The following is a 20,629-nucleotide window of genomic DNA, read 5'->3' on the forward strand; positions in this document are numbered from 1 at the left end:
CGTTGCGAAAAATCCCCGCATCTGACTTGTCTCAACAAAGGACAAAATCAAACCGGGCCTGCCAAATTGACGCAGCAAAGTTACACCCCTATGCGGTAAATCATTCGCAGGGCATACGAATGCGCTGCGCTTCATCTTGACCCGTGTTGAGGAGCTAACGTGTCATATACGCTTTCCAAGTCGCTGTCTGATCAAGGCATTGCGACCGCCGCCACTATTCATCCAAACCTTGGCAGTGCCGAACTGGTGGAACATGCCATCAGCAAGGGTGAGGGCAAGCTGACCAAACACGGGGCGCTTCTGGTCGATACCGGCAAGTTCACTGGCCGCAGTGTGAAGGACAAGTTCGTTGTCCGCGATGCGACTACCGAAGATACGATCGACTGGGGCAAGGTCAACCAGCCGATGGCGGAAGATCACTGGGCCAATCTGAAGGCCGATTTCCTCGCCGCGACGAAGGACCAGGAAGAGCTTTACGTTGCTGACCTGTTCGGCGGCAGTCAGCCGGAATACCGCGTGAACGTGCGCGTCATCACGCAGATGGCCTGGCACAACCTGTTCGCTCGCACGCTGCTGGTGCGCCCGTCGGCGGAAGAACTGGCAGGCTTCGATCCTGAATATACGATCATCAACCTGCCCAGCTTCAAGGCCGATCCGGAACGCCACGGCTGCCGCAGCGACACGGTGATTGCGGTGAACCTGACGGAAAAGCTGATCCTGATCGGCAATACCGAATACTCTGGCGAGATGAAGAAGGGCGTGTTCGGCCTGCTGAACTACCTGCTGCCCGAACAGGGCGTGATGCCGATGCACTGCTCTGCCAACATCGGCCCGGACGGCAAGACGGCGATCTTCTTCGGCCTTTCCGGCACCGGCAAGACCACGCTCTCCGCCGACGCCAGCCGCACGCTGATCGGCGATGACGAGCACGGCTGGTCGGACGATGCCGTCTTCAACTTCGAAGGTGGCTGCTATGCCAAGATGATCAACCTGTCCGCCGAAGGTGAGCCGGAAATCTACGCCACCACCAAGATGTTCGGCACGATCATCGAGAACGTGACGATGGACGAGGACACCCGCGAACTCGACTTCGACGATGGCAGCAAGACCGAAAACACCCGCGGCGCCTATCCGATCGAATATATTCCCAACACCAGCGAGAAGAACCTCGGCCCGGCACCGGCCAACGTGATCATGCTGACCGCCGATGCCTTCGGCGTGCTGCCTCCGATCGCGCGGCTTACTGCCGATCAGGCGATGTACTACTTCCTTTCGGGTTATACCGCGAAGGTGGCCGGCACAGAGATCGGCGTGACCGAGCCTGAAGCGACGTTCAGCACCTGCTTTGGCGCTGCCTTCATGCCGCGTCACCCCAGCGTCTATGGCAATTTGCTGAAAGAACGCATCGCCAAGGGCGGCGTGCAGTGCTGGCTGTTCAACACCGGCTGGACCGGCGGCAAATACGGCGTCGGCAGCCGCATGCCGATCAAGGCAACGCGCGGCCTGCTGAATGCCGTGCTGGACGGCAAGATGGACGACGTTGAATTCCGCAAGGATGAAAACTTTGGCTTTGATGTGCCGGTACACGTGCCCGCTCTGGACGAGGCGGGCATCGACCAGTCCGTGCTCGATCCGCGCAGCACCTGGGCCGACAAGGAAGAATACGACGCTACCGCGCAGAAGCTCGTCGAACTGTTCGTGGAAAACTTCCACCAGTTCGCAGAGCACGTGGACGAGGGCGTTCGCCAGGCTGCTCCGCAAGCCGCCTGACACCTGACACACAGTTGGAGAGGAGGACCCCGCGCGGCGAAAGCCGTAGCGGGGTCTTTAATATGTCGGATCGGAAGCTTAGGTTCGATGCCTCAGCAATTGACCGGAGAGCACGACATGAGCCTTTTTGACCAGATCCTTGGCGCGGCCCACAATCACCCCACGGTGAAGAACATGGCCGAGAAGATGGGGATCGACCAGGAGACCGCAGAGCGCGCCATTGCCGCGCTGACCGAAGGGCACCAGGCCGATACCGATACGGTCACCACCGCGGCAGAGCGCAGCGGCATCGATGCAGGCGTGTTGACGCAGGTGATGGAGCATGTGGGCGGCGAAGGTTCGCTCGGCTCCTTCATGCAGATGCTGGACAAGGATCACGACGGCAATCCGTTGAACGATATTACGGACATGGCCGGAAAGTTCTTCGGCAAGAAATAAGCGACCCGGCAGGGGGCGCGGCGTTCTGCGCGTCGCATCCAAATGTAATGTGCAACAATGGCAGCGCCCCACTTTTTACGGATGGCGCTGCCATTTTAAATCTAGCCATACAGGGCGTTGGCCACCGCCTGCTCAACCAGCCGAGAGCCGTTGAGCAGGGGCGCAGCTGGCATCACCGGAGCGGGGTCGCCAACCGCCTTCGGCAGCGTGTCGGAATAGGTCGCCGTGTCGACGCCCTTCATGCTGGCGACTTTTTCGCAGACCTTTTCAAAGCGGCGGGACACCACCTTGTTGATCCGCGTGCGCTTGCGGCACAGCAGTTCGAAACTGTGCGATACGATCGTGAAGCTTGCGTCACCCTGTTCCCGCGCATGGCGCAGGGCGGCGAAGATTTCGCGATAGGATAGCGCGGTCAATTGCGCATGGCGCAGCCCGCCGAACGCATCGGCGATACAGCCGATGGGCACCTCCACCACGCCATGACGCACGAGTGGCGCACGGTGCCCTTCGTCCAGCGCGATGTCGCAGTCGCCGTGCATCAGTCCGGGCGGATGGCTGGAATCATGCGTCAGCCCGATATGCGCCAGCGCGCGCAAGGTATCGTCATTTGCGCCGTAATTCCCGGCGCGAAAGGCCACGGGGCGCGGGGCGCCTGCGTCCATCAGGATCTCCGCCCCAAGATCCAGCAGGCGGCATTGTTCATCGAAGGTAAAGTCCTTCAGATTGGGGCCCCTGTCGGCGCCAAGTGGATTGGCATCGCCTGCGATGGCCAGCCATTCTGTGTGCAGGTGCAATTGCACATCGTGGCCGCGTGTGACGATGGGTTCCACCACGTCCGCAATGGCGCCTGTTCCCCAGATCAGCGCGGGCATCGGGTCCACGAAGAAAACGGCTTTCAGGCCATGCCGCTCCAGCACGTCCATTTGGTGAAAGATGCCTACATCGCCAGCAGGGGTTGCCCCGCGAATGGCGCGGTCGAAATTTGCGGCGCGCGTGTTCAGCCCGCGCTTTGCGGTGAAGCCGGGTTCGTATTCCGTATCGATGGTGACATAGAGTGCGACCATCCGCCGTGCCTTCTGCCTGTCCGATCCGCTATCGCCATGCTGCGTGGGTGCAGCGGGCTTGATCGAACAGGCCTAGCAGGGCGGAGGTTAAGCTTGCGTATCCGTCACATAGCGGCCCACATTGGCTGCCAGCACATCCAGCGGCGCGTTGCCGCCGTTGACAACGGCCTGGTTGAAATCGCGCAAGTCGTACGATCCGCCAAGCGCAGCTTTCGCGGCCGCGCGCTGGCGCAGGATTTCCAGCTTACCGACCATATAGCCGGTGGCCTGGCCAGGCCAGCTGCAATAACGATCCACTTCGCTGGCAACCTCGTCTCGCTTGTTGCCATTCTGGTCCATGAAGAAGCGGACCGATTGCTCCCGGCCCCATCGCTTGTGATGCAGGCCGGTGTCGACCACCAGGCGGCAGGCGCGGAATGCGGCGGCCTGTAAGTATCCCAGCCGCCAGGTCGGGTTTTCATCATATGCACCCAGCTCATCCGCCAGCTGCTCTGCATATAAGGCCCAACCTTCGGAGAAGGAATTGAAGGCGAGGATGGAGCGGATCAGCGGCAGCTGGTTGGAATATTCGCCTTCCCACACATGGCCGGGAATAGTCTCGTGATGGACCAGCGTGGGCAGATCATATTTGCGGTGCAGATCGGTTGTCAGCAGGTTGATCCACATTTTGCCGGGCGCCGTGCCATCCACGCTGCCCGCGCCGCCATAGGCGGTGGGCGCACCGGGCTCTTCAGCCGGGGGCAGGCGGCGCACTTCAAGATTGCCTGCCGCCACTTCGCGGAAAGCGCGGGGCATTTGTGCGCGGATCCATGCGATGCGATCCTCGATAAAGGACATGATCTGGGCACGCCCCGGATCACCCGCTGCAAATTTGAAACGCGGGTCTTCCGAAAGCGCCGTCATCCTGTCGCCCACGGATCCGTCGGTATAGCCGATGTCGCGCAGGATGGGGTCCATCTGCGCATGAATATCGTTAAGCGTCGAAAGACCCAGCTCGTGAATTTCATCGGGAGAAAGGCTGGTGGTGGTGCTGGATCGCAAGGACCAGTCATACCATTCGTCTCCGCGAGGTTGCGACCAGATGCCAGGATCGCTGTCTGCCACCGCGCGCTCCCGCTGCAACTCTGCCAGCTGCGCTTCCAGAGCAGGGGCGATATCACCGGTGACGATTCGCGTCGCGCGCGCTTCCCAATTGCCAGCAATGCCAGCCTCGCGCGTGCGGCGAACCAGCGATTCCACCATCGCGCCGCCCGAACGCGCATCGGCAATCTGCGCGGTCATCTGGGCAATCGCCTTGTCCAGCAGGAAGTCAGGAGGCACCACGCCCATTTCGCGCGCGTTGATGATCCGCTCCAGCTCTCCATACAGAACGCCGGGCATTTCCTGCAGGCGAGAGATGTAGGCTTCGGCATCTCCCTCGTCCGCGATGGGGTGATCGGAATCCATGAAGCGCGGCAGATCGATATAGGCGCCCACGTTCTGGATCACGGCATAAGGCGCGGTGCGCCAGCTGCCCACGGGAATGCTACCATAGGGCAGGGCCATGCCATCGATCGCGGTGGCATAGGCGCTTTCCACCACTTCGAAACTGGTGCGCGTGGCAGGATCGAGGCCGGTCTTGTCAAAGGCGCGGGCGCGGGCCAGATCGGCGCGCAGCGTGGCGGCATAGGCATCCTGCCCCTGCGGAGAGGCATCGCCCAGCTGTCCGCGCAGCGCGGCATGCGCGCCTGTATCCACGCCAAGGCTGGTGGCGCGGGTCGGCTCATGCCGCAGCAGGTTCCACGCAATATCATCCAGCAAAGCCTCCGCCGCAGGCTGCCCGCCGGGCATGGCCGTGGTGGCGCAGCCGGGCAGAACGGTAAGCGCGGTGGAAGCCCCCAGCGCCCCGATGAAGGTGCGGCGGGAGAACGGTATGTCGATGATCTTGTGCATGGCAGAGTGGTTGCCGATGCAACCGATCCAGTCAAGAAAGATTGCGCGGGCCTGTCTGGCGCGTGGGCAAAGGGGCTTGGCGAGGGTGCCCGTGGCGGGCTAGGGCAGGGCCATGTTCGATCTTGTCATCTCGATCATCGTGCTGGCCGCGATTGCCCTTGCGGCTGGGGCCTTCGTCCTGTGGCGCAAGGGCGTCACGAAACAGGCCATGCTGATGGCGATCCTGTCTGTCGTGATGTTCGTCAACGTGGCGATCTGGCTGGTGCCAATGAAAGACGGCGACACTCCGATGGAGGCCGCCGTCGATGCCGTTGATGAGGGCGCAGTCCTGAGGGACTGACTGCGGCCTATCTCTCCGGGATCTGCCAGGTGACAGAGCCGGTGTAGGTGCCCACCGTCGTTTCTCCGCGATCGTTTTTCGCCGGGTCGAAGCGGGCGCGCCTTTCCAGCAGGCGGCAGGTGTTGCGATCTAGTGTGGAATGGCCGCTGCTGCGTGTGATTTCGCAGGCATCCACCTTGCCATCGCTGCCGATTACCAGCCTATATCCTGCGGTGCCTTCGCGATCCCGCACAAGATCGCTGCGCGCATAATCATTGGTGGTGATCCAGCCCGCCGGGCCGTTACGCGGTGATGCGGCAATGGCGGAGAATGAGGGTGACGGCGTGGGCATGATCACTTCGGGGCCGGGAATTTCCAGCGTGCGGGGCGGGTTCAGCACCACCACATCGCTGATGTTGGGATTGACCGGCGCTGCCTCCACAGGAGCCGGACGCAAGAATTCGATCGGAGGCTTTGGCGCGGTTATAGGCGCCAATGCCTGCTCCGCTTGTTCAGGAACGATTTCCGGCGGGGGCGGAGGCGGCGCAGGCGGATCGGGATTGAAATAGGCGACAAGGCCGCCGTCATCCTCCGTAATCACGCCTGTCACCGCAAGGCCGGCGATGATCCCTGCACCTACCACGGCATGGATCGCGATAACGCCGGCTGCCGCGCGAAGGCGGGCCGTGGGACTGACTGTAGCATTTGCATAGGCCATGATTTTTATCCTCTTCCTGTAGCTCACCCGTTAGAGGGCGAGTCATGATATACTGTTACACTACGCGAGGAGATAAGCAAATGCAAGCGCGCGCCGAAACCACTGGTTCCGACGCGCGCGAATTGCTTTAATTTTCAGGCTGTTATCAGGTAATCGGGCAGCTGGGATCCAGGCGGAAATCCAGATAATTGTCGACCGACTTCATCAGTTCTTCCTGCTCGTTTTCGAAGAAGTGGTTGGCGCGCGGGATTTCATCATGATGAATGGTGATGTGCTTTTGCGTGCGCAGCTTGTCGACAAGCTTCTGCACGGCAACGGGCTGCACCACGGTATCCGCGGTGCCCTGGATGAAGATGCCCGATGCGGGGCAGGGCGCCAGGAAGCTGAAATCATACATGTTCGCAGGCGGCGCGATGGAGATGAAGCCGCGAATCTCCGGGCGGCGCATCAGCAATTGCATGCCGATCAGCGCGCCAAAGGAAACGCCGCCAACCCATGTGGTCTGCGCTTCGGGGTGGATCTGCTGCACCCAGTCCAGCGCGCTGGCGGCATCGGAAAGCTCGCCAATGCCATTGTCGAAGCTGCCCTGGCTCTTGCCCACGCCGCGAAAATTGAAGCGCAATGTGGCGAAGCCGCGGTTGACGAAGGTCTTGTACAATTGCTGCACGATCCGGTCATTCATCGTGCCGCCACCCTGGCTGTGGGGGTGCAGAATCATCGCCACGGGCGCGCGCGGGCGCGGGGCGGGGGAGAAACGGCCTTCGAGACGACCCTCTGGGCCGGGAAAAATAACGTGGGGCATGGGCGGTTGGTGCTCTGCTTGAAAATGGGCTGAACCGCGCGGGTGGCGCGGTGCAAGTGGGCGGCTATATAGGGATTATGTCACTTTTCGCAATTGTTCTCGCATGATCCGTGTTTATCTGGATCACGCCGCCACCACGCCGCTTCGCCCGCAGGCGCGCGCCGCGATGGAGGAAGGTTTCACCAAATGGGCCAATCCGTCCAGCCCGCACGCGGAAGGGCGCAAGGCCCGCGCCGCGCTGGAAGACGCGCGAGAGCGGTGCAAGGCAGCGCTGGGCTGGGACGGCGAACTCATCTTCACCAGCGGCGCGAGCGAGGCGCTGTCGATCGCGCTGAACCAGAGCAAGGGCGATCGGCGTATCGTCAGCGCGGTGGAGCACGAAGCCCTGCTGCGCGCAGCGCCCGGTGCCGAAACCATGCCGGTGCAGAACGGCATGGCCCAATTGCCAGAAGGCCTTTCGGGCGCAATCATCGCCTTGCAGCAGGTGAATTCAGAAACCGGTGCGATGATGCTGGAACTGGGCGACATTCATCGCCGAGTATCGGACGCTGGTGGGTTGCTGCTGGCAGATTGCTCCCAAGGGGCGGGTAAACATGGATTGCCCGATTGCGACATGGGGGTGGTCAGCGCGCACAAGCTGGGCGGGCCGATCGGGATAGGCGCTCTGCTGGTAAGCGACTATGCGCTGCTCAATCCTGTTGGCGGGCATGAGCGCGGCTATCGTCAGGGAACGGAGAACCTGCCGGGCGCAATGGGCTTTGCCGCCGCGCTGGAGCAGGGCGGGCAGGATAGCTGGGCCACCTCGAAGGAAGAAAGAGCGGCTTTTGCTAACGCGATTGCGGGCAATCGCCTTGTTACAGGGCAGGTGCATTGCGACTATATTTTCGGCCTTACCCATGAAACGATCAGCGCTCAGGCCTTGCTGGTCCGCCTCGATGCGATGGGCTTTGCGGTTTCTGCGGGCAGCGCCTGTTCTTCCGGCACATTGAAGAAAAGCAAGGTGCTTGATGCCTTTGGCGTGGCAGATGATATCGCCAGCCGCACGATCCGCGTATCGCTGGGCTGGAACACGACCGCGCAGGAACTCGACGCATTTACCCAAGCCTGGAAGGGCATGACATGATCTACCTCGATTACCAGGCCACCACGCCGCTGGCGCCCGAAGCGCGCGATGCGATGCTGCAATGGCTGGATGGGCCGGATGGCACGGGCTTCGGCAATCCGCACAGCCCGCACCGCATGGGGCGCATGGCCGCGGCGGCTGTCGATCTGGCGCGCGACAGGGTGGCGGCGCTGTTTCCGCCCAATGGCAAGGTGATCTTTACCAGCGGCGCGACGGAGGCGATCAATCTTGCCATGCGCGGCTGCCCCGGCAATGGCGCGATCAGCGTCTCCGCCATCGAACACGCCGCAGTGCTGGATACAGCGCACGCCATCGGCAAATGTCACGAGCTGAACGTGGCGGCGGACGGGCAATGCAACGCGAAGCAGGACATTCCCGCCAACACCAGGCTGGTGGCCGTAATGCAGGTGAATAACGAGATCGGCGTGATCCAGCCAACGGTGGAATTTCACCGGAAGGCGAAGGAAGCTGGCGCGCTGTACCTGTGCGATGCCGTGCAGGCCTTTGGCAAGATGCCGCTGGCGGGCGCGGACATGATCGCCGTTTCTGCGCACAAGCTGCACGGGCCAAAGGGCATCGGCGCGCTGTGGGTGCGCAATGGCATCGAGCTCGATCCGCAGCAGACAGGCGGCGGGCAGGAAGCGAACCTGCGGTCCGGCACGCTGAGCCCGGCGCTGTGCGCAGGCTTTGGCGCGGCGGCAAAGGTGGCTGCAGAGCGGATGGACGAGGATGCCGCCCATGTCGAAGCGCTGTGGAACAGGGCGCGTGAACTGTTCGCCGATTGGGAACTGAACGGTAGCGCAGAGGCGCGCTGGCACGGCAACCTCAACATTCGCAAGGCCGGGCTGGATGTCGCCCGCTTGATGTCGGACTGCCGCGACGTGATGTTCTCTGCCGGGTCCGCCTGCGCCAGCGGATCGGGACGGCCCAGCCACGTGTTGCAGGCTATCGGACTGGATGCTGCACAAGCGAAAAGCTCCATCCGATTGGGTTTCGGACGCTATACCGCCATTAGTGACCTTGAAACCGCCGCTGAAAAGGTTAAGATTGCTGCATCGCAACAAGGATAGACCTCATCAAAGTCACCTTCATTACGCGCAAGAACGAGAAGGTGGAGGTGCAGGCCGCCGCCGGTGATCGGCTTCTGGAAGTTGGCCAGGCGGCGGGAATGCCGCTGGAAGGCACGTGCGAGGGCCAGATGGCCTGCTCCACCTGCCATGTGATCATCGCGCGCGAATGGTTCGACAAGCTTGAACCTGCAGTGGAGGATGAGGAAGACATGCTGGACCTGGCCGCCGATGTGCAGGCCACCAGCCGCCTGTCCTGCCAGATAATCCTGTCAGAAGAGCTGGACGGCATGGAAGTGCGCATGCCCAGCGACAGCAACGACGCGCAGGGGTTTTAAAAGAAAACACCGCTGGACTTCGGGGGATTTTGTCAGCGCGCCTTTTCTTCTATGCTTTTGGTCGAATCGGGGGGTTACACTGGCATGAACTCGCAGAGCGAGCAGGATCTCTTTGGTCGGTCGAAGAAATTCGCCGGCCGCGTAGTCGTCGAATGGACGATCGATCACCTCAAACTTGCACTTACAACGATCTGTGCATTCGCCCTCTACAGTTTTGGCATCACCGAAGACTGGTGGCCGTCTCCCGTGGAAATCATTCGCGGCGATCGAGGCGGTCCGGGCGAGGAAAACCGCATACGCCGCCCGCTGGATGTCTCAGCCATTACTTATCAGAATGACGGCGGTGCAGCGGGCCAGCTTGGCGAATCGATGCACCTATCTATTCTTCCAAGGCTGGATTCGGTGAGCGATACGCTCTCGGGCCTGGAGCTTCGCTACGGCTTGACCGGGCTTTCCTCCACCAGTGGAACCAAGAACTCGGTGACGCTGGCGTGGGCCATGCGGCTGCCGCAATCGGAATGGCTCACCTGCCGACAGGGAGGGTTGCGCTTCGATACGCGGCGTGGGCTGGAAATCGAGGTTGCCAGGACGCTGAACAACGCGCTGGCATCCAGTGAAGCAGCAGGGGATTTGCAATGCACATGATACGAATGACCGCCATGCTTTCAGCCGCAGGTTTGGTGCTGACAGCCTGTGACGCGGGCGAGGCTGACAACATCGATGCAGACGCACCGGCGGAGCAAATCTCAATCGCCGACGAACCCGACCTCTTCAATACGGGAAGTGCCGAGACTCCCGCCGAAACGGCAATGCCGCTGCCCAATTGTCCGGAAAACGCCTTTTGCGAAGGGCCGCTGGTGGTTCGCGCCGATACGCTTAACCTTGTACCCACCGGATCGACGAATGCCTCGCTCAATGGCACCTTTTCAGTCGAGAACCGATCGAACGAAGATCTGCGGGTTGTCCTGATGGATGAATATGCCGTCGCCTCGCTGGAGAATGGCGTTAACGCCACCTCGAACCCCTACCGTCCCAGCGGCCTGGAGGAATGCCGGCAAAGCGGCCCCGATTGCTTTGCCGCGAATCCTGGCTCGTTCAGAACGCTTGCGCCCGGTGACAGTCCGGCAAAAGTCACAGCCTCCATGCGGGCCAATTTCGATGCCCAGATGATGCCGTCGATGAGGGACATATCTTCGGCAACGGTCAATTTTCAATTGTTCAGCGTATCAGCCGCCGGCGATCAGCGCCTTCATCAGGTGTCGCTGGCTGGCATCCCGTTCCAGAACCAGATGGCTGAATAAGAAAAACCCCGCCGCGCCTGTTTCGGCGCGGCGGGGTTAACCAAAGCCCCGATCCTGGTTCTCGGGAGGGGGGATGATCGCGAGGATCAGGTGGCTTCGATCAGGCTACTTCAAGTTGATCTTCCAATGCGGAGATCAGTGCCTTGGAAAATGCAGGAATGTCGTCCGGGTTCCGGCTGGTGATGAGATTTCCATCAACGGCCACTTCCTGGTCCACGACATTGCCGCCGGCATTCGATAGATCGGTGCGGACGCTGGGCCAGCTTGTTACGGTCTTACCCTTCACGACATCGGCTTCCACCAGCAACCACGGTGCATGGCAGATTGCGGCGACAGGTTTTCCGGCGGATACGAAATCGCGCACCAGCTTGATCGCCTTGTCATTCAGGCGAAGAATATCCGGGTTGATCTGGCCGCCCGGCAGAAGAAGGGCGTCAAATTCGCTGGCTTCGGCTTCGTCCACGGTCAGGTCGACATCCACCGTGTTGCCCCAGTCGTCTTCGTCCCAGCCCTTGATCTGGCCATCTTCCAGACTGACGACCACGGTTTCATACCCGGCGTCGTCAAGGTTGGCCTTGGGCTTTTCCAGTTCCGATTGTTCAAAGCCGTTGGTGGCGAGAATCATGATGCGTTGTGCCATGTTTGTGTTCCTTTCGGGGAATTGGTGTTTGGCCCCTTAACGGGTGGGGAAAGCACCTCGTTCCCTGCTGTCCGCCGAGGCGAGACGGTGATAGGGCAAGCCGCATGGCAACCGTTGAAGAACCAGATGATTCCGGCGCGGGCATCACCCGCGAACCTTTCGAAAGCGCGCTGGAAAGCCGCTATCTCGTCTATGCCCTGTCCACCATCACGGCGCGTTCGCTGCCCGATCTGCGCGATGGGCTGAAGCCGGTTCACCGCCGTCTGCTGTGGACGATGCGGCAATTGCGCCTTTCGCCGGACAACACCTTCAAGAAATCCGCGCGCGTCGTGGGTGATGTGATCGGCAAGTATCACCCGCATGGCGACGTTGCGGTTTACGATGCGATGGTGCGGCTCGCTCAGCCGTTCACGCTGCGCTATCCGCTGGTGGAGGGGCAGGGCAACTTCGGCAATATCGATGGCGATAACGCGGCCGCCTATCGCTACACCGAATGCCGCCTGACGCGCACCGCCATGCACCTGATGGATGGGCTGGACGAAGGCACGGTCGAGTTCATTCCCACCTATAATAACGAGGAAGAAGAACCGGTCATCATGCCGGGCCTCTTCCCCAATCTGCTGGCCAACGGCGCCAGCGGCATCGCCGTGGGCATGGCCACCAGCATTCCCAGCCACAATGTGGCAGAGGTGCTGGATGCGGCCGAAATGGTGCTCTTCAACAAGGACGTGACCCACGCCGAATTGATGAGCGTATTCAAGGGGCCGGACTTTGCCACCGGCGGCCTTGTCGTGGACAGTGAAGAGGCGATCAGCCACGCCTATGAAACCGGGCGCGGCAGTTTCCGCGTGCGGGGCCGTTTCCACGCTGCAGAGGCGGAAAACGAGGAGGATCGCGAGGCCGGGATCGAGCGTTTGAAGGGCGGCGGATATCAGCTGGTGATTTCCGAAATCCCATACCAGGTGCCCAAGGGCAAGCTGATCGAGCAGATCGCCGCCACTATCGCCGACAAGAAGCTGCCGATCCTTGAGGATGTGCGAGACGAGAGCGACGAGCAGGTGCGCATCGTGCTGGTGCCGCGCAGCCGCAACATCGATCCCGAACTGCTGAAGGAAAGCGTCTACAAGCTCACCGATCTGGAAACGCGCTTCGGCCTCAACCTCAATGTGCTGGATGCCAACCGCACGCCGATGGTGATGGGGCTGAAGGAACTGCTGGGCAATTGGGTGGCCCACCAGATCGAGATCCTGCAGCGCCGCACCACGCACCGCCTTGCCAAGATCGCGGACCGGCTGGAGCTGCTGGAAGGCTACATCATCGCCTTCCTCAACCTTGACCGGGTGATCGAGATCATCCGTACGGAGGATGAGCCAAAGCCGGTGATGATGGCCGAATTTGGCCTGACCGACCGTCAGACCGAGGCGATCCTCAACATGCGGTTGCGCAGTTTGCGCAAGCTGGAGGAGATGCAGCTTCGCACCGAGAAGGACGAATTGCTGAAGGAGCAGGACGAGCTTCAGAAGCTGCTGGATTCGCCTTCCCGCCAGCGCACACGCCTGAAGCGGGACATGGCAAAGCTGCGCAAAGAATATGGGCCGGATACCGAAATCGGCGCGCGGCGCACCACGATTGCCGAGGCTGCGCCGACCGTGGAATTCAATCCCGATGCCATGATCGAGAAGGAGCCGGTGACGGTCATCCTCTCGGCCAAGGGCTGGGTGCGCGCGGCCAAGGGGCACGTTGACCTGGGCAAGGATGGCTGCGGCGATTTCAAATACAAGGAGGGCGATGGCCCCGCCTTTGCCGTGCATTGCCAGACGACAGACAAGCTGCTGCTGTGCGGCGCGGACGGGCGTTTCTTCACGCTGGGTGCGGACAAGCTGCCCAGCGCCCGCGGCTTTGGTGAGCCGGTGCGCAACACGCTGGATATCGATGCTGCCACGCAGATCATCGCAATGGTGGTGCACGAGAAGGACAAGCAGGTGCTGCTGGCCTCCACCATCGGCAAGGGCTTTGTCGCCATTACCGATGAACTGCTGGCCGAAACGCGCAAGGGCCGTCAGGTGGTGAACCTGAAGGGCGATGCAAAGCTGCTGGTAGCCCGCGCCATTCCCGCCGAACACGATCACGTTGCCGTGGTGGGAGAGAACCGCAAGCTGGTGGTCTTCGCGCTGGAGGAGATGCCGGTGATGACGCGCGGGCAGGGCGTAACCTTGCAGCGTTATCGCGATGGCGGCCTGTCAGATGTCACCACCTTCAAGCTGGAAGACGGGCTCAGCTGGACGATGGGCGGCGATACTGGCCGCACGCGGACGGAGAACGAGATCGGCATGTGGAAGGTGGCGCGCGGCGCCGCCGGACGCCTGCCGCCGCAGGGCTTCCCGAAAGACAACAGGTTCTAGACACAAAAAACCCGGCAGGATCGCTCCTGCCGGGTTCCTTGGTGATTTGGGTAAACCCGTCTGTATTAGCCAGCCTGTGCGGCCAGCGCAGCTTCCAGATCGGCCATCATGATGCGGGCCATCAGTGCGCCGTTGGGATCCACTGCGAACATTTCGCGCGGCAGGGTAACCTTGGTTTCGTCTTCACGAGTGATGACGATGTTGGTGCCGTCGATCGTTTCGATCGTGCCCAGCGGCTGCGGATCGGCGGTGACGACTGCGGCGCCTTCCACCAGTGCGGCGGCCAGTGCTGCCTCGGCAGCGGCAAGCTGCTGTTCGTGCATCTGCACAAGCTGATCACGCGTGATGTTCAGCGTGGGGCCGGTGTCGCTGGTGCCGAAAGCGTTCTTGGGAAGGGCAATCTGATATTCGCCAACCGTCAGCATCACGGCCTGTTCATTGGCGTCTGCAACGGTGCCGATGGCATTGCCGTCATTGCCCATCACGGTGTCGCCGGCTTCCTGGGCCAGTGCTGGATTGGCAGCGATTGCAGCAAGTGCTGCGGCGGCGGTGAGTGCGATCTTCTTCATGCAAATTTCCCTTCGTTCCGGTCCCTCGCATGATGAGGGTCCGGGAGTTGAATTCCTCCGACAAGGCCATGAGTGGCGCCGGAAATGGCACGCGGGCGGCAAACACCCGGCCTTGGCCGGGGCAGACACAAATGGCGCAAAACCGCGCCAATCCCGCTAAGAAACCGTCTAGCAGACGACATCTGAACGCTACCTGCACCAGACGTGCAGGGTAATTCAACCGTCAAATGTGAAGTTTCACATATGTGTATCGGATTGCAGCGCCTCATCCAGAAAACGCAGCACGCTTTCCCGTTCGGGGAAGCCTTCTTCCAGCCAGCGGCTTTCCACCGATTGCAGAATGCGGGCAACCTCCGGCCCGGCATCCACGCCGCGCGCGACGATCTCTCCGCCACGCAGCGGGAATTGCGGGGCCTGCCAATTGTCCAGCGGTGCCGTGGGCTGATCTGACAGCAGCAACAGGTCCGTCGCCACTTCCATACCTTCCCGATAGGCCAGCACGCGGGCATCGCCGGGCCTGCGCGCGCGCCCGGCGAGGCGGGTAAGGCGTTTCTTGTGCGCGTTGGATAGGCGCAGCCGCGAAGCGACCTGCGCCGCGATGCGAGGGTCCGCAGGCAGCATGGCGGCCAGGTGGCGGATCGCGTCCGGCGCGGCAGCCTGTTGCTGCTCGGATCGGACCAGCGCGGCCAGACGATCCAGCCCCTCTGCCGAGACTTCTGGCAGGATCACCTCCATCACGCCGCGCTCCAGCATGCGGGTGAGCGTATCCAGCGCATCGGGCAGCGCCAGCAGGCCCAGCAATTCCATGGCCACCCGTTCCCGGCTCAGCCCCTTCAGCATGGGGGCAAGCTCGGCGCAGGCTTCCTCCCCCTCTGTATCCAGCGTGGAGCCGAAGCGCGCCTGAAAGCGGTAATACCGCAGGATGCGCAGGTGATCCTCCCGAATACGCTGGCGGGCATCGCCGATAAAGCGCACGCGCCGCGCCTCCAGATCGTGCAGTCCGCCGAAAAAGTCAGAAATTTCCAGCGTTTCGGGATGCGCGAACAGCGCGTTGATGGTGAAATCGCGGCGGGCGGCGTCATCCTGCCAGTCTTCGGCAAATTCGATGGTGGCACGGCGGCCGTCGGTGGCAACATCCTTACGCAAGGTGGTGACTTCCACCGGGCCGCCTTCTGTGACGGCGGTGATGGTGCCGTGATCAAGGCCGGTGGGCACGCTCTTGATCTTCGCTTCCTTCAGCCGCGCCATCACCTCCTCAGGGTGCAGCGTGGTGGCAGCATCGATATCCTTTACCGGCAGGCCCAGCAGCGTATCGCGCACCGCGCCGCCAACCCAGCGCAGATTATCCGCGCCCAGCGCGCTGACCAGTGCCGCAAGATCCTTGCGAGAGGTCCAGTCGGTTTCGGGAAGTTTTGCCACTTTGCGTTCGTCTCACCTTCGATATTGCGGCGAGAGGTAGAGGAAATGTCGCCGTTTCCACAAGCGCAGCCTGCGCGGCGTGGGGGATAGCCTAGTCCACAAGCCTGTCGATCGAGAGGCGGTGGGAGAGGTGCGCGATGATCCCGGCGGTAATTCCCCAGATCCTGTGGCCTTCCCAGTCAATCTCGACGTAGGGCCGCTTGTTTCCGTTGAACATCCCGATCTTGGGCTTGTGATTGTCCTGATCCAGCAGGTGCCGCAAAGGCGCCTCGAACCAGTCCGCCACTTCGCGCGGATCGGGACGGATTTCCACATCGCCGGGCACCAGGCCAAGCACGGGCGTAAGGCGAAATCCGCTGCCGGTGACGAAAGTGGTCGCTTCGCCGATGATGCGCACCTGCGCCGGGTCTATCGCCAGTTCTTCCTGCGCCTCTCTCAAGGCGGCCTCGATCACGTTTTCTCCCGGCTCCAGCTTGCCGCCGGGGAAGGAGACCTGGCCGGGGTGGCTGGCCATGGTTTCGGGGCGATGGGTCAGCAAGACGCCGGGCTCCGCCCGTTCCGTAACGGCGATAAGGACGGCGGCATCGCGCAAGGTCTTGCCCACCACGAATTCGCTGTCGTCGCGAATACCCGCCATGCCCATGTGCTGCGTATCGTCGAAATAGCGCTGCAACCTGTCGAACAGGGTCGTCATTCGGCGGGCACCAGCGAAAAGGTTGCGCCCTGGCTTTCGACTGTCAGGTTTTCGCCCTGGCTCAACGCAAATTCGGCCAGTTGCAACCATGTCGAACGGTCGACCCGCGCCTCGCAGCCGTGACGTACCCCAAGGTATATTGCCGGTGCATCGGGATCACCTTCGGCCCGCAGGGGATTGTCAGCACCGGCGATGATCAGCTCATCCGTGTTGAGCCGAAAGGCCAGCGCATCGCCGTCCACGCGCATATCGGTGGCCATGAAGGCGGCATCCTCCACCTCTATCGTCTGGCGGTATTGCGGGGTGACGAGGTAATGTTGCCCATCCGCCGGATCGCGCCACAGCAGGGACGCGAAAGCGCGCACCATGGCGGGGCGGGTGATCGGGCTGCCATCGTGATACCAGGTACCGTCCGCCGCGATACGCATGCGGCTGTCGCTGGTGGCATCGGGCTTCCACTTATCGACGGGCGGCAGTTTGCGCGCGGACACGGCCTCTGCAATTTCCAGCAGGCTCATTCCGGCAAGATCAGGTGGGATATCGTAGGCCATCGTGTTTCAACAGATGGCCCCTTATGTCAGCCAATCCAAGGGCCGAGTGTGCCTTGATCGGGCAAAATCGCGGGATTGTCTGCGCGAACAAGCAGGCGGTGCCGCTCAAACGGGCCGGGAAGCTGCCATGCTTGCGTGGGGGCGCCGTGAAAACCGAAGCGGCCATAATAGTCGGGATCGCCGATCAACACCTGCGGCAGCGGCGCTTTCGGATCGAGCGCGCTGGCCATTGCGGCCATCAGTGCCTGGCCAAACCCTTTGTTATGCTGTTCGGGCACCACGGCCACCGGCCCCACCATCAGCATGGGATGGCGGCGACCCTGTTCATCGGTGAGAGCGACGGGCCACACCTGGATGGAGCCGACCAGCATCTGATCCTCGTCCACCACGGCAAAGCTGAGCGCAGGAAGCCAGTCCGTTCCCTCGCGCACCTTGTACGCGGTGCGCATATGGCGGTCCTCGCCAAAGGCGCGGTCCAGCAGGGCCTCCACCATGGCGGTGTCGACCTCTGCAAGAGGAATGAGAGTGGCAGTTGCATCAGTCATGGGCGCGCGCCGATAGGCCCGCGTTGCGACAGGTGCAACTGTTTCACGCGATACCGGTGGCCTTATTCTTTCGGCGTCAAGCGCAGCAGGCGGCCTTCGTCGCCATCCTCGATCACCCAGATCGCCCCGTCAGGAGCGATTGCGATGTCGCGCAGGCGGCCCGGCATTTCATAGCGTGAAGCCTCGTCAGCGGAGTTGGCGGAGGCATCCACCGTGACGCGGCTGATCGATTGGGTGCGCAAATTGGCGATCAGCAGCTGGCCCTGCCAGTCAGCGAACATGTCGCCTTGGTAAAAGGCCATGCCGCCCGGCGCGATCACCGGGCTCCAGCTGATGGCAGGCTTGGTAAAGCCATCGTCGGGTGTGTGATCGGGGATATCGCTGCCATCGTAATTGTCGCCGTTGGAGCGGGTGGGCCAGCCGTAGTTGTTGCCGGGTTTCACCAGGTTCAGTTCGTCCCCACCGGCAGGGCCGTGCTCCAGCGCCCACAGATTGCCGGAGGAATCGAATTCCAGGCCCAGCATATTGCGCTGTCCGTAAGACCAGATCTGGTCCGTCGGGCTGCCACGATCGGCAAAGGGATTGCCCGCCGCAGTCGTACCATCCAGGTTCAGGCGGACGACCGTGCCGAGATTGTTCTTCAGATCCTGAGCCGGGGTCTGTGCCTGCCTGTCTCCGCTGGAAACGAACAGGTGCTGCCCATCGGGCGAGAATGCGAGGCGGTGCGAATAATGGCCGGGGCGCGGCATCGGCTGGCTCTGTTCCCAGATCTGGGTGAAGCCGTCGATGCGGCAGGCATCGGCAGCATCGCAAACCAGCATGCCGCGGCCGACAGCGGCCTTCGTGCCTTCGCCGTCCTGCTTGGCCCAGGTGAGATAGATCATGTCGCTTTGTGCATAATCGGGCGCAAAGGCCAGCGCGCCAAGCCCGCCCTGACCCTCGTAAGCGACAGACGGCAAACCGCTGACCGTGCCAAGCTGGCCGGTCGCGGGATTGTAGAACTTCATGGTGCCGGGTTTTTCGGTGATGAAGATCACGCCCGTTCCCGGCTCGAACGCCAGCGCCCATGGCTCGTTGAAGGCTTCGTAGGCAACCGCCTTGAATGGAGACTGCGATTGCAATTTCACCATTTCGCCATCAGTCGCGCTGCCCATCGCGCTGCCCGGCACAGCGGACGGGGTGGGCGAGGGCGCGCTATCCCCCATTGCCGCGCTGTTGCAGCTTGCGAGAGCGAATGTGGAGAATATGGTGGCGGTGAGGAATTTGTTACGCATGCTTTCAGGAACTCCTTCGCACGAATTTTGTGCCTCGCTTGGCCCCGGCCCGCTGATTGCGGGTGTGGATGAGGCCGGTCGTGGGCCGCTTGCCGGTCCGGTTGTGGCGGCAGCCGTGCTGCTCTGCAAGCCCCGACCAAAAGGGGTAGGCGACTCCAAGAAGCTGTCCCCCAACGCTCGGGCAGATGCGGAAGAAGCCATCCGCCGCCGCTGCGCCTATGGCATCGGCGTGGTGGATGTGGACGCGATAGACCGGCTCAACATCTTCGGCGCCACGATGCTGGCCATGAGCCTGGCGGTGCGCGGATTGTGCGAGGCGATCGGCGACACCCGGGTGGAAACGCTGATCGACGGCAATCTCACCCCGCAGGGCCGCTGCGCCGAATGGCGCTGGCCCGCGCGCGCCATCGTGGGTGGTGATGGGAAGGAACCCGCCATCGGTGCAGCCAGCATCCTCGCCAAGGAATATCGTGACCGGCTGATGGTGGAAGCCGCCGCCCGCCATCCGCAGTATGGGTGGGAGCGGAACAAGGGATACGGAACGCAAGATCATCTTCAGGCATTGCGAGAGCACGGGCCAACACCGCTGCATCGCCGCAGCTTTGCGCCTGTCGCGCAATTGGAGATGTTTGCATGAGCTTTACCCCCGCCGAAATCCCGCTTCAGAGTGGGAAGACCGCCATCGTCACTGGATCCAACACCGGCATCGGCTTTGCCATTGCCGAAACGCTGGCCGCCAAGGGCGCGCGCGTGCTGCTGGCCTGCCGTGACGGGGACAAGGCGGCAGAGGCGATCCGCAAGATCGAGGGCGGGAAGGAGCAGGGCGGCGAGGTTGAATATTTGCATTTGGACCTCGCCAATATCGCCAGCGTGCGCGAGGCGGCTGAAGCGGCCATGAAGGAAAAGCGCATCGATCTGCTGATTAACAATGCAGGCGTGATGATGCCGCCGTTCTCCACAGCCACTGCCGGGTGCGAGCTGCAATTCGCAGTCAACCACCTTGGCCATTTTGCCTTCACGTCGCTGCTGCTGGACAAGCTGGAGGAGCACAATGGCGCGCGCGTCGTGATGCAATCCAGCCTGGCGCACAGGCGGGCGGACATCGATTTTGACAATCTCGACGGCAGCAAGGGCTATGACAAGAGCGAGTTCTATTCCCAGAGCAAGCTTGCCAATCTGCTGTTCGCCAATGAACTCAACCGCCGCCTGCGCGCCAAGGGATCGGAAACGATCGCGCTTGCCTGCCACCCCGGCATCGCTGCGACGGAACTGATGCGCCATATCAAGGGGGAGAAGATCTTCTCCAGCATCGTGGGCACCGTGCTGAACGATTCCGACCAAGGCGCCTTGCCCGCATTACAGGCAGCCACCGATCCCGCTGCGCAGGGCGGCGATTATTACGGCCCCTACGGCCTGATGGAAGTGCGCGGCAGCGCATCCGGTCGCGGCGTGCAGACCAAGCGCGCGCGGGACAAGGAACTGGCGAAAAGGCTGTGGGACAAGTCGATCGAACTGACCGGCGTCGATCCCGGCCTTCCTCCCGCGTAAATTGGCACCTGCCCGGGCGAGGGCTCTGACAGTCCGCTCGGACCTGCTCCGATCGGCGTCAACGCCATCGTGAAACACTCTGTTTGCTTGCAAATCGGCAAGGCGAGTCTTTGCG

At 62.0% G+C, this 20,629-nt stretch carries 22 protein-coding genes; 11 read left to right on the plus strand and 11 right to left on the minus strand.

Annotated features, from left to right (window positions below):
• Window positions 1-159: 159 nt before the first annotated feature.
• Both GRF63_RS07380 and GRF63_RS07385 read left to right on the plus strand, forming a co-directional pair.
• Window positions 160-1,770, plus strand: a complete 1,611-nt coding sequence (locus GRF63_RS07380; protein WP_160485273.1) for a phosphoenolpyruvate carboxykinase — start codon at window positions 160-162, stop codon at window positions 1,768-1,770.
• Between the two features lie 117 nt (window positions 1,771-1,887).
• Complete coding sequence (locus tag GRF63_RS07385; RefSeq protein ID WP_160485274.1) at window positions 1,888-2,208, plus strand: hypothetical protein; 321 nt, start codon at window positions 1,888-1,890, stop codon at window positions 2,206-2,208.
• A gap of 101 nt (window positions 2,209-2,309) precedes the next feature.
• Here GRF63_RS07385 and GRF63_RS07390 read toward each other — a convergent pair whose 3' ends face one another.
• Window positions 2,310-3,272, minus strand: coding sequence for a polysaccharide deacetylase family protein (locus GRF63_RS07390; RefSeq protein WP_160485275.1), 963 nt, complete (start codon window positions 3,270-3,272; stop codon window positions 2,310-2,312).
• Window positions 3,273-3,359: 87 nt separating this feature from the next.
• A complete protein-coding gene (locus GRF63_RS07395) occupies window positions 3,360-5,204 on the minus strand; it encodes a DUF885 domain-containing protein (RefSeq protein ID WP_160485276.1) in 1,845 nt (614 codons plus the stop codon).
• A gap of 112 nt (window positions 5,205-5,316) precedes the next feature.
• Here GRF63_RS07395 and GRF63_RS07400 point away from each other — a divergent pair, with 112 nt between their 5' ends.
• Complete coding sequence (locus GRF63_RS07400) at window positions 5,317-5,544, plus strand: hypothetical protein (protein WP_160485277.1); 228 nt, start codon at window positions 5,317-5,319, stop codon at window positions 5,542-5,544.
• A 7-nt stretch (window positions 5,545-5,551) separates the two neighbouring features.
• On the opposite strand, the gene GRF63_RS07405 is transcribed toward GRF63_RS07400, so the two are convergent.
• Window positions 5,552-6,241, minus strand: a complete 690-nt coding sequence (locus GRF63_RS07405) for a TonB family protein (RefSeq protein WP_160485278.1) — start codon at window positions 6,239-6,241, stop codon at window positions 5,552-5,554.
• A gap of 145 nt (window positions 6,242-6,386) precedes the next feature.
• Complete coding sequence (locus tag GRF63_RS07410; RefSeq protein WP_160485279.1) at window positions 6,387-7,043, minus strand: alpha/beta hydrolase; 657 nt, start codon at window positions 7,041-7,043, stop codon at window positions 6,387-6,389.
• A gap of 103 nt (window positions 7,044-7,146) precedes the next feature.
• On the opposite strand from GRF63_RS07410, the gene GRF63_RS07415 reads away from it, so the two are divergent.
• The 5 genes from GRF63_RS07415 to GRF63_RS07435 all read left to right on the plus strand — a co-directional run bounded on the left by GRF63_RS07415 (window position 7,147) and on the right by GRF63_RS07435 (window position 10,872).
• On the plus strand, window positions 7,147-8,166 hold the full coding sequence (locus GRF63_RS07415) for a cysteine desulfurase family protein (RefSeq protein WP_160485280.1): 1,020 nt from the start codon (window positions 7,147-7,149) through the stop codon (window positions 8,164-8,166).
• Entirely contained in the window at window positions 8,163-9,236 is a 1,074-nt protein-coding gene (locus GRF63_RS07420) for a cysteine desulfurase family protein (RefSeq protein ID WP_160485281.1), read from the plus strand. Before GRF63_RS07415 ends, GRF63_RS07420 begins: the two co-directional genes overlap by 4 nt.
• A 5-nt stretch (window positions 9,237-9,241) precedes the next feature.
• A complete protein-coding gene (locus GRF63_RS07425) occupies window positions 9,242-9,571 on the plus strand; it encodes a 2Fe-2S iron-sulfur cluster-binding protein (RefSeq protein WP_160485434.1) in 330 nt (109 codons plus the stop codon).
• A gap of 84 nt (window positions 9,572-9,655) precedes the next feature.
• Window positions 9,656-10,216: a hypothetical protein gene (locus GRF63_RS07430; protein ID WP_160485282.1), complete on the plus strand. Its 561-nt coding sequence runs from the start codon at window positions 9,656-9,658 to the stop codon at window positions 10,214-10,216.
• A gap of 5 nt (window positions 10,217-10,221) precedes the next feature.
• A complete protein-coding gene (locus tag GRF63_RS07435; protein WP_160485283.1) occupies window positions 10,222-10,872 on the plus strand; it encodes a hypothetical protein in 651 nt (216 codons plus the stop codon).
• A gap of 100 nt (window positions 10,873-10,972) precedes the next feature.
• Here the strand turns inward: GRF63_RS07435 and GRF63_RS07440 are convergent, their stop codons facing one another.
• Window positions 10,973-11,512, minus strand: coding sequence for a type 1 glutamine amidotransferase domain-containing protein (locus GRF63_RS07440; RefSeq protein WP_160485284.1), 540 nt, complete (start codon window positions 11,510-11,512; stop codon window positions 10,973-10,975).
• 104 nt (window positions 11,513-11,616) lie between these two features.
• On the opposite strand from GRF63_RS07440, the gene parC reads away from it, so the two are divergent.
• Complete coding sequence (gene parC / locus GRF63_RS07445; RefSeq protein WP_160485285.1) at window positions 11,617-13,914, plus strand: DNA topoisomerase IV subunit A; 2,298 nt, start codon at window positions 11,617-11,619, stop codon at window positions 13,912-13,914.
• A gap of 65 nt (window positions 13,915-13,979) precedes the next feature.
• On the opposite strand, the gene GRF63_RS07450 is transcribed toward parC, so the two are convergent.
• The 6 genes from GRF63_RS07450 to GRF63_RS07475 form a co-directional block, all read right to left on the minus strand.
• Window positions 13,980-14,483: a hypothetical protein gene (locus GRF63_RS07450; RefSeq protein ID WP_160485286.1), complete on the minus strand. Its 504-nt coding sequence runs from the start codon at window positions 14,481-14,483 to the stop codon at window positions 13,980-13,982.
• Window positions 14,484-14,720: 237 nt separating this feature from the next.
• Window positions 14,721-15,902 carry a tRNA nucleotidyltransferase/poly(A) polymerase-related protein gene (locus GRF63_RS07455; protein ID WP_160485287.1) on the minus strand — a complete coding sequence of 394 codons (1,182 nt, stop codon included), beginning with the start codon at window positions 15,900-15,902 and terminating at the stop codon, window positions 14,721-14,723.
• Window positions 15,903-15,993: 91 nt separating this feature from the next.
• The gene (locus GRF63_RS07460; protein WP_160485288.1) at window positions 15,994-16,596 is read right to left on the minus strand and encodes a CoA pyrophosphatase; all 603 of its coding nucleotides are present in this window, start codon (window positions 16,594-16,596) and stop codon (window positions 15,994-15,996) included.
• Window positions 16,593-17,147 carry a DUF1285 domain-containing protein gene (locus tag GRF63_RS07465; protein ID WP_160485289.1) on the minus strand — a complete coding sequence of 185 codons (555 nt, stop codon included), beginning with the start codon at window positions 17,145-17,147 and terminating at the stop codon, window positions 16,593-16,595. The genes GRF63_RS07460 and GRF63_RS07465 overlap by 4 nt, the downstream gene beginning before the upstream one ends.
• 26 nt (window positions 17,148-17,173) lie before the next feature.
• A complete protein-coding gene (locus tag GRF63_RS07470) occupies window positions 17,174-17,692 on the minus strand; it encodes a GNAT family N-acetyltransferase (RefSeq protein WP_160485290.1) in 519 nt (172 codons plus the stop codon).
• A 62-nt stretch (window positions 17,693-17,754) separates the two neighbouring features.
• Window positions 17,755-18,966 (minus strand): PQQ-dependent sugar dehydrogenase, encoded by a 1,212-nt coding sequence (locus GRF63_RS07475; RefSeq protein WP_160485291.1) that lies wholly within the window; start codon window positions 18,964-18,966, stop codon window positions 17,755-17,757.
• On the opposite strand from GRF63_RS07475, the gene GRF63_RS07480 reads away from it, so the two are divergent.
• Window positions 18,965-19,603: a ribonuclease HII gene (locus GRF63_RS07480; protein WP_160485292.1), complete on the plus strand. Its 639-nt coding sequence runs from the start codon at window positions 18,965-18,967 to the stop codon at window positions 19,601-19,603. The genes GRF63_RS07475 and GRF63_RS07480 overlap by 2 nt on opposite strands.
• The gene (locus GRF63_RS07485; protein WP_160485293.1) at window positions 19,600-20,514 is read left to right on the plus strand and encodes an oxidoreductase; all 915 of its coding nucleotides are present in this window, start codon (window positions 19,600-19,602) and stop codon (window positions 20,512-20,514) included. The genes GRF63_RS07480 and GRF63_RS07485 overlap by 4 nt, the downstream gene beginning before the upstream one ends.
• Window positions 20,515-20,629: the final 115 nt, after the last annotated feature.

This window comes from Aurantiacibacter rhizosphaerae, from assembly GCF_009807005.1.
Lineage (GTDB): Bacteria > Pseudomonadota > Alphaproteobacteria > Sphingomonadales > Sphingomonadaceae > Alteraurantiacibacter > Alteraurantiacibacter rhizosphaerae.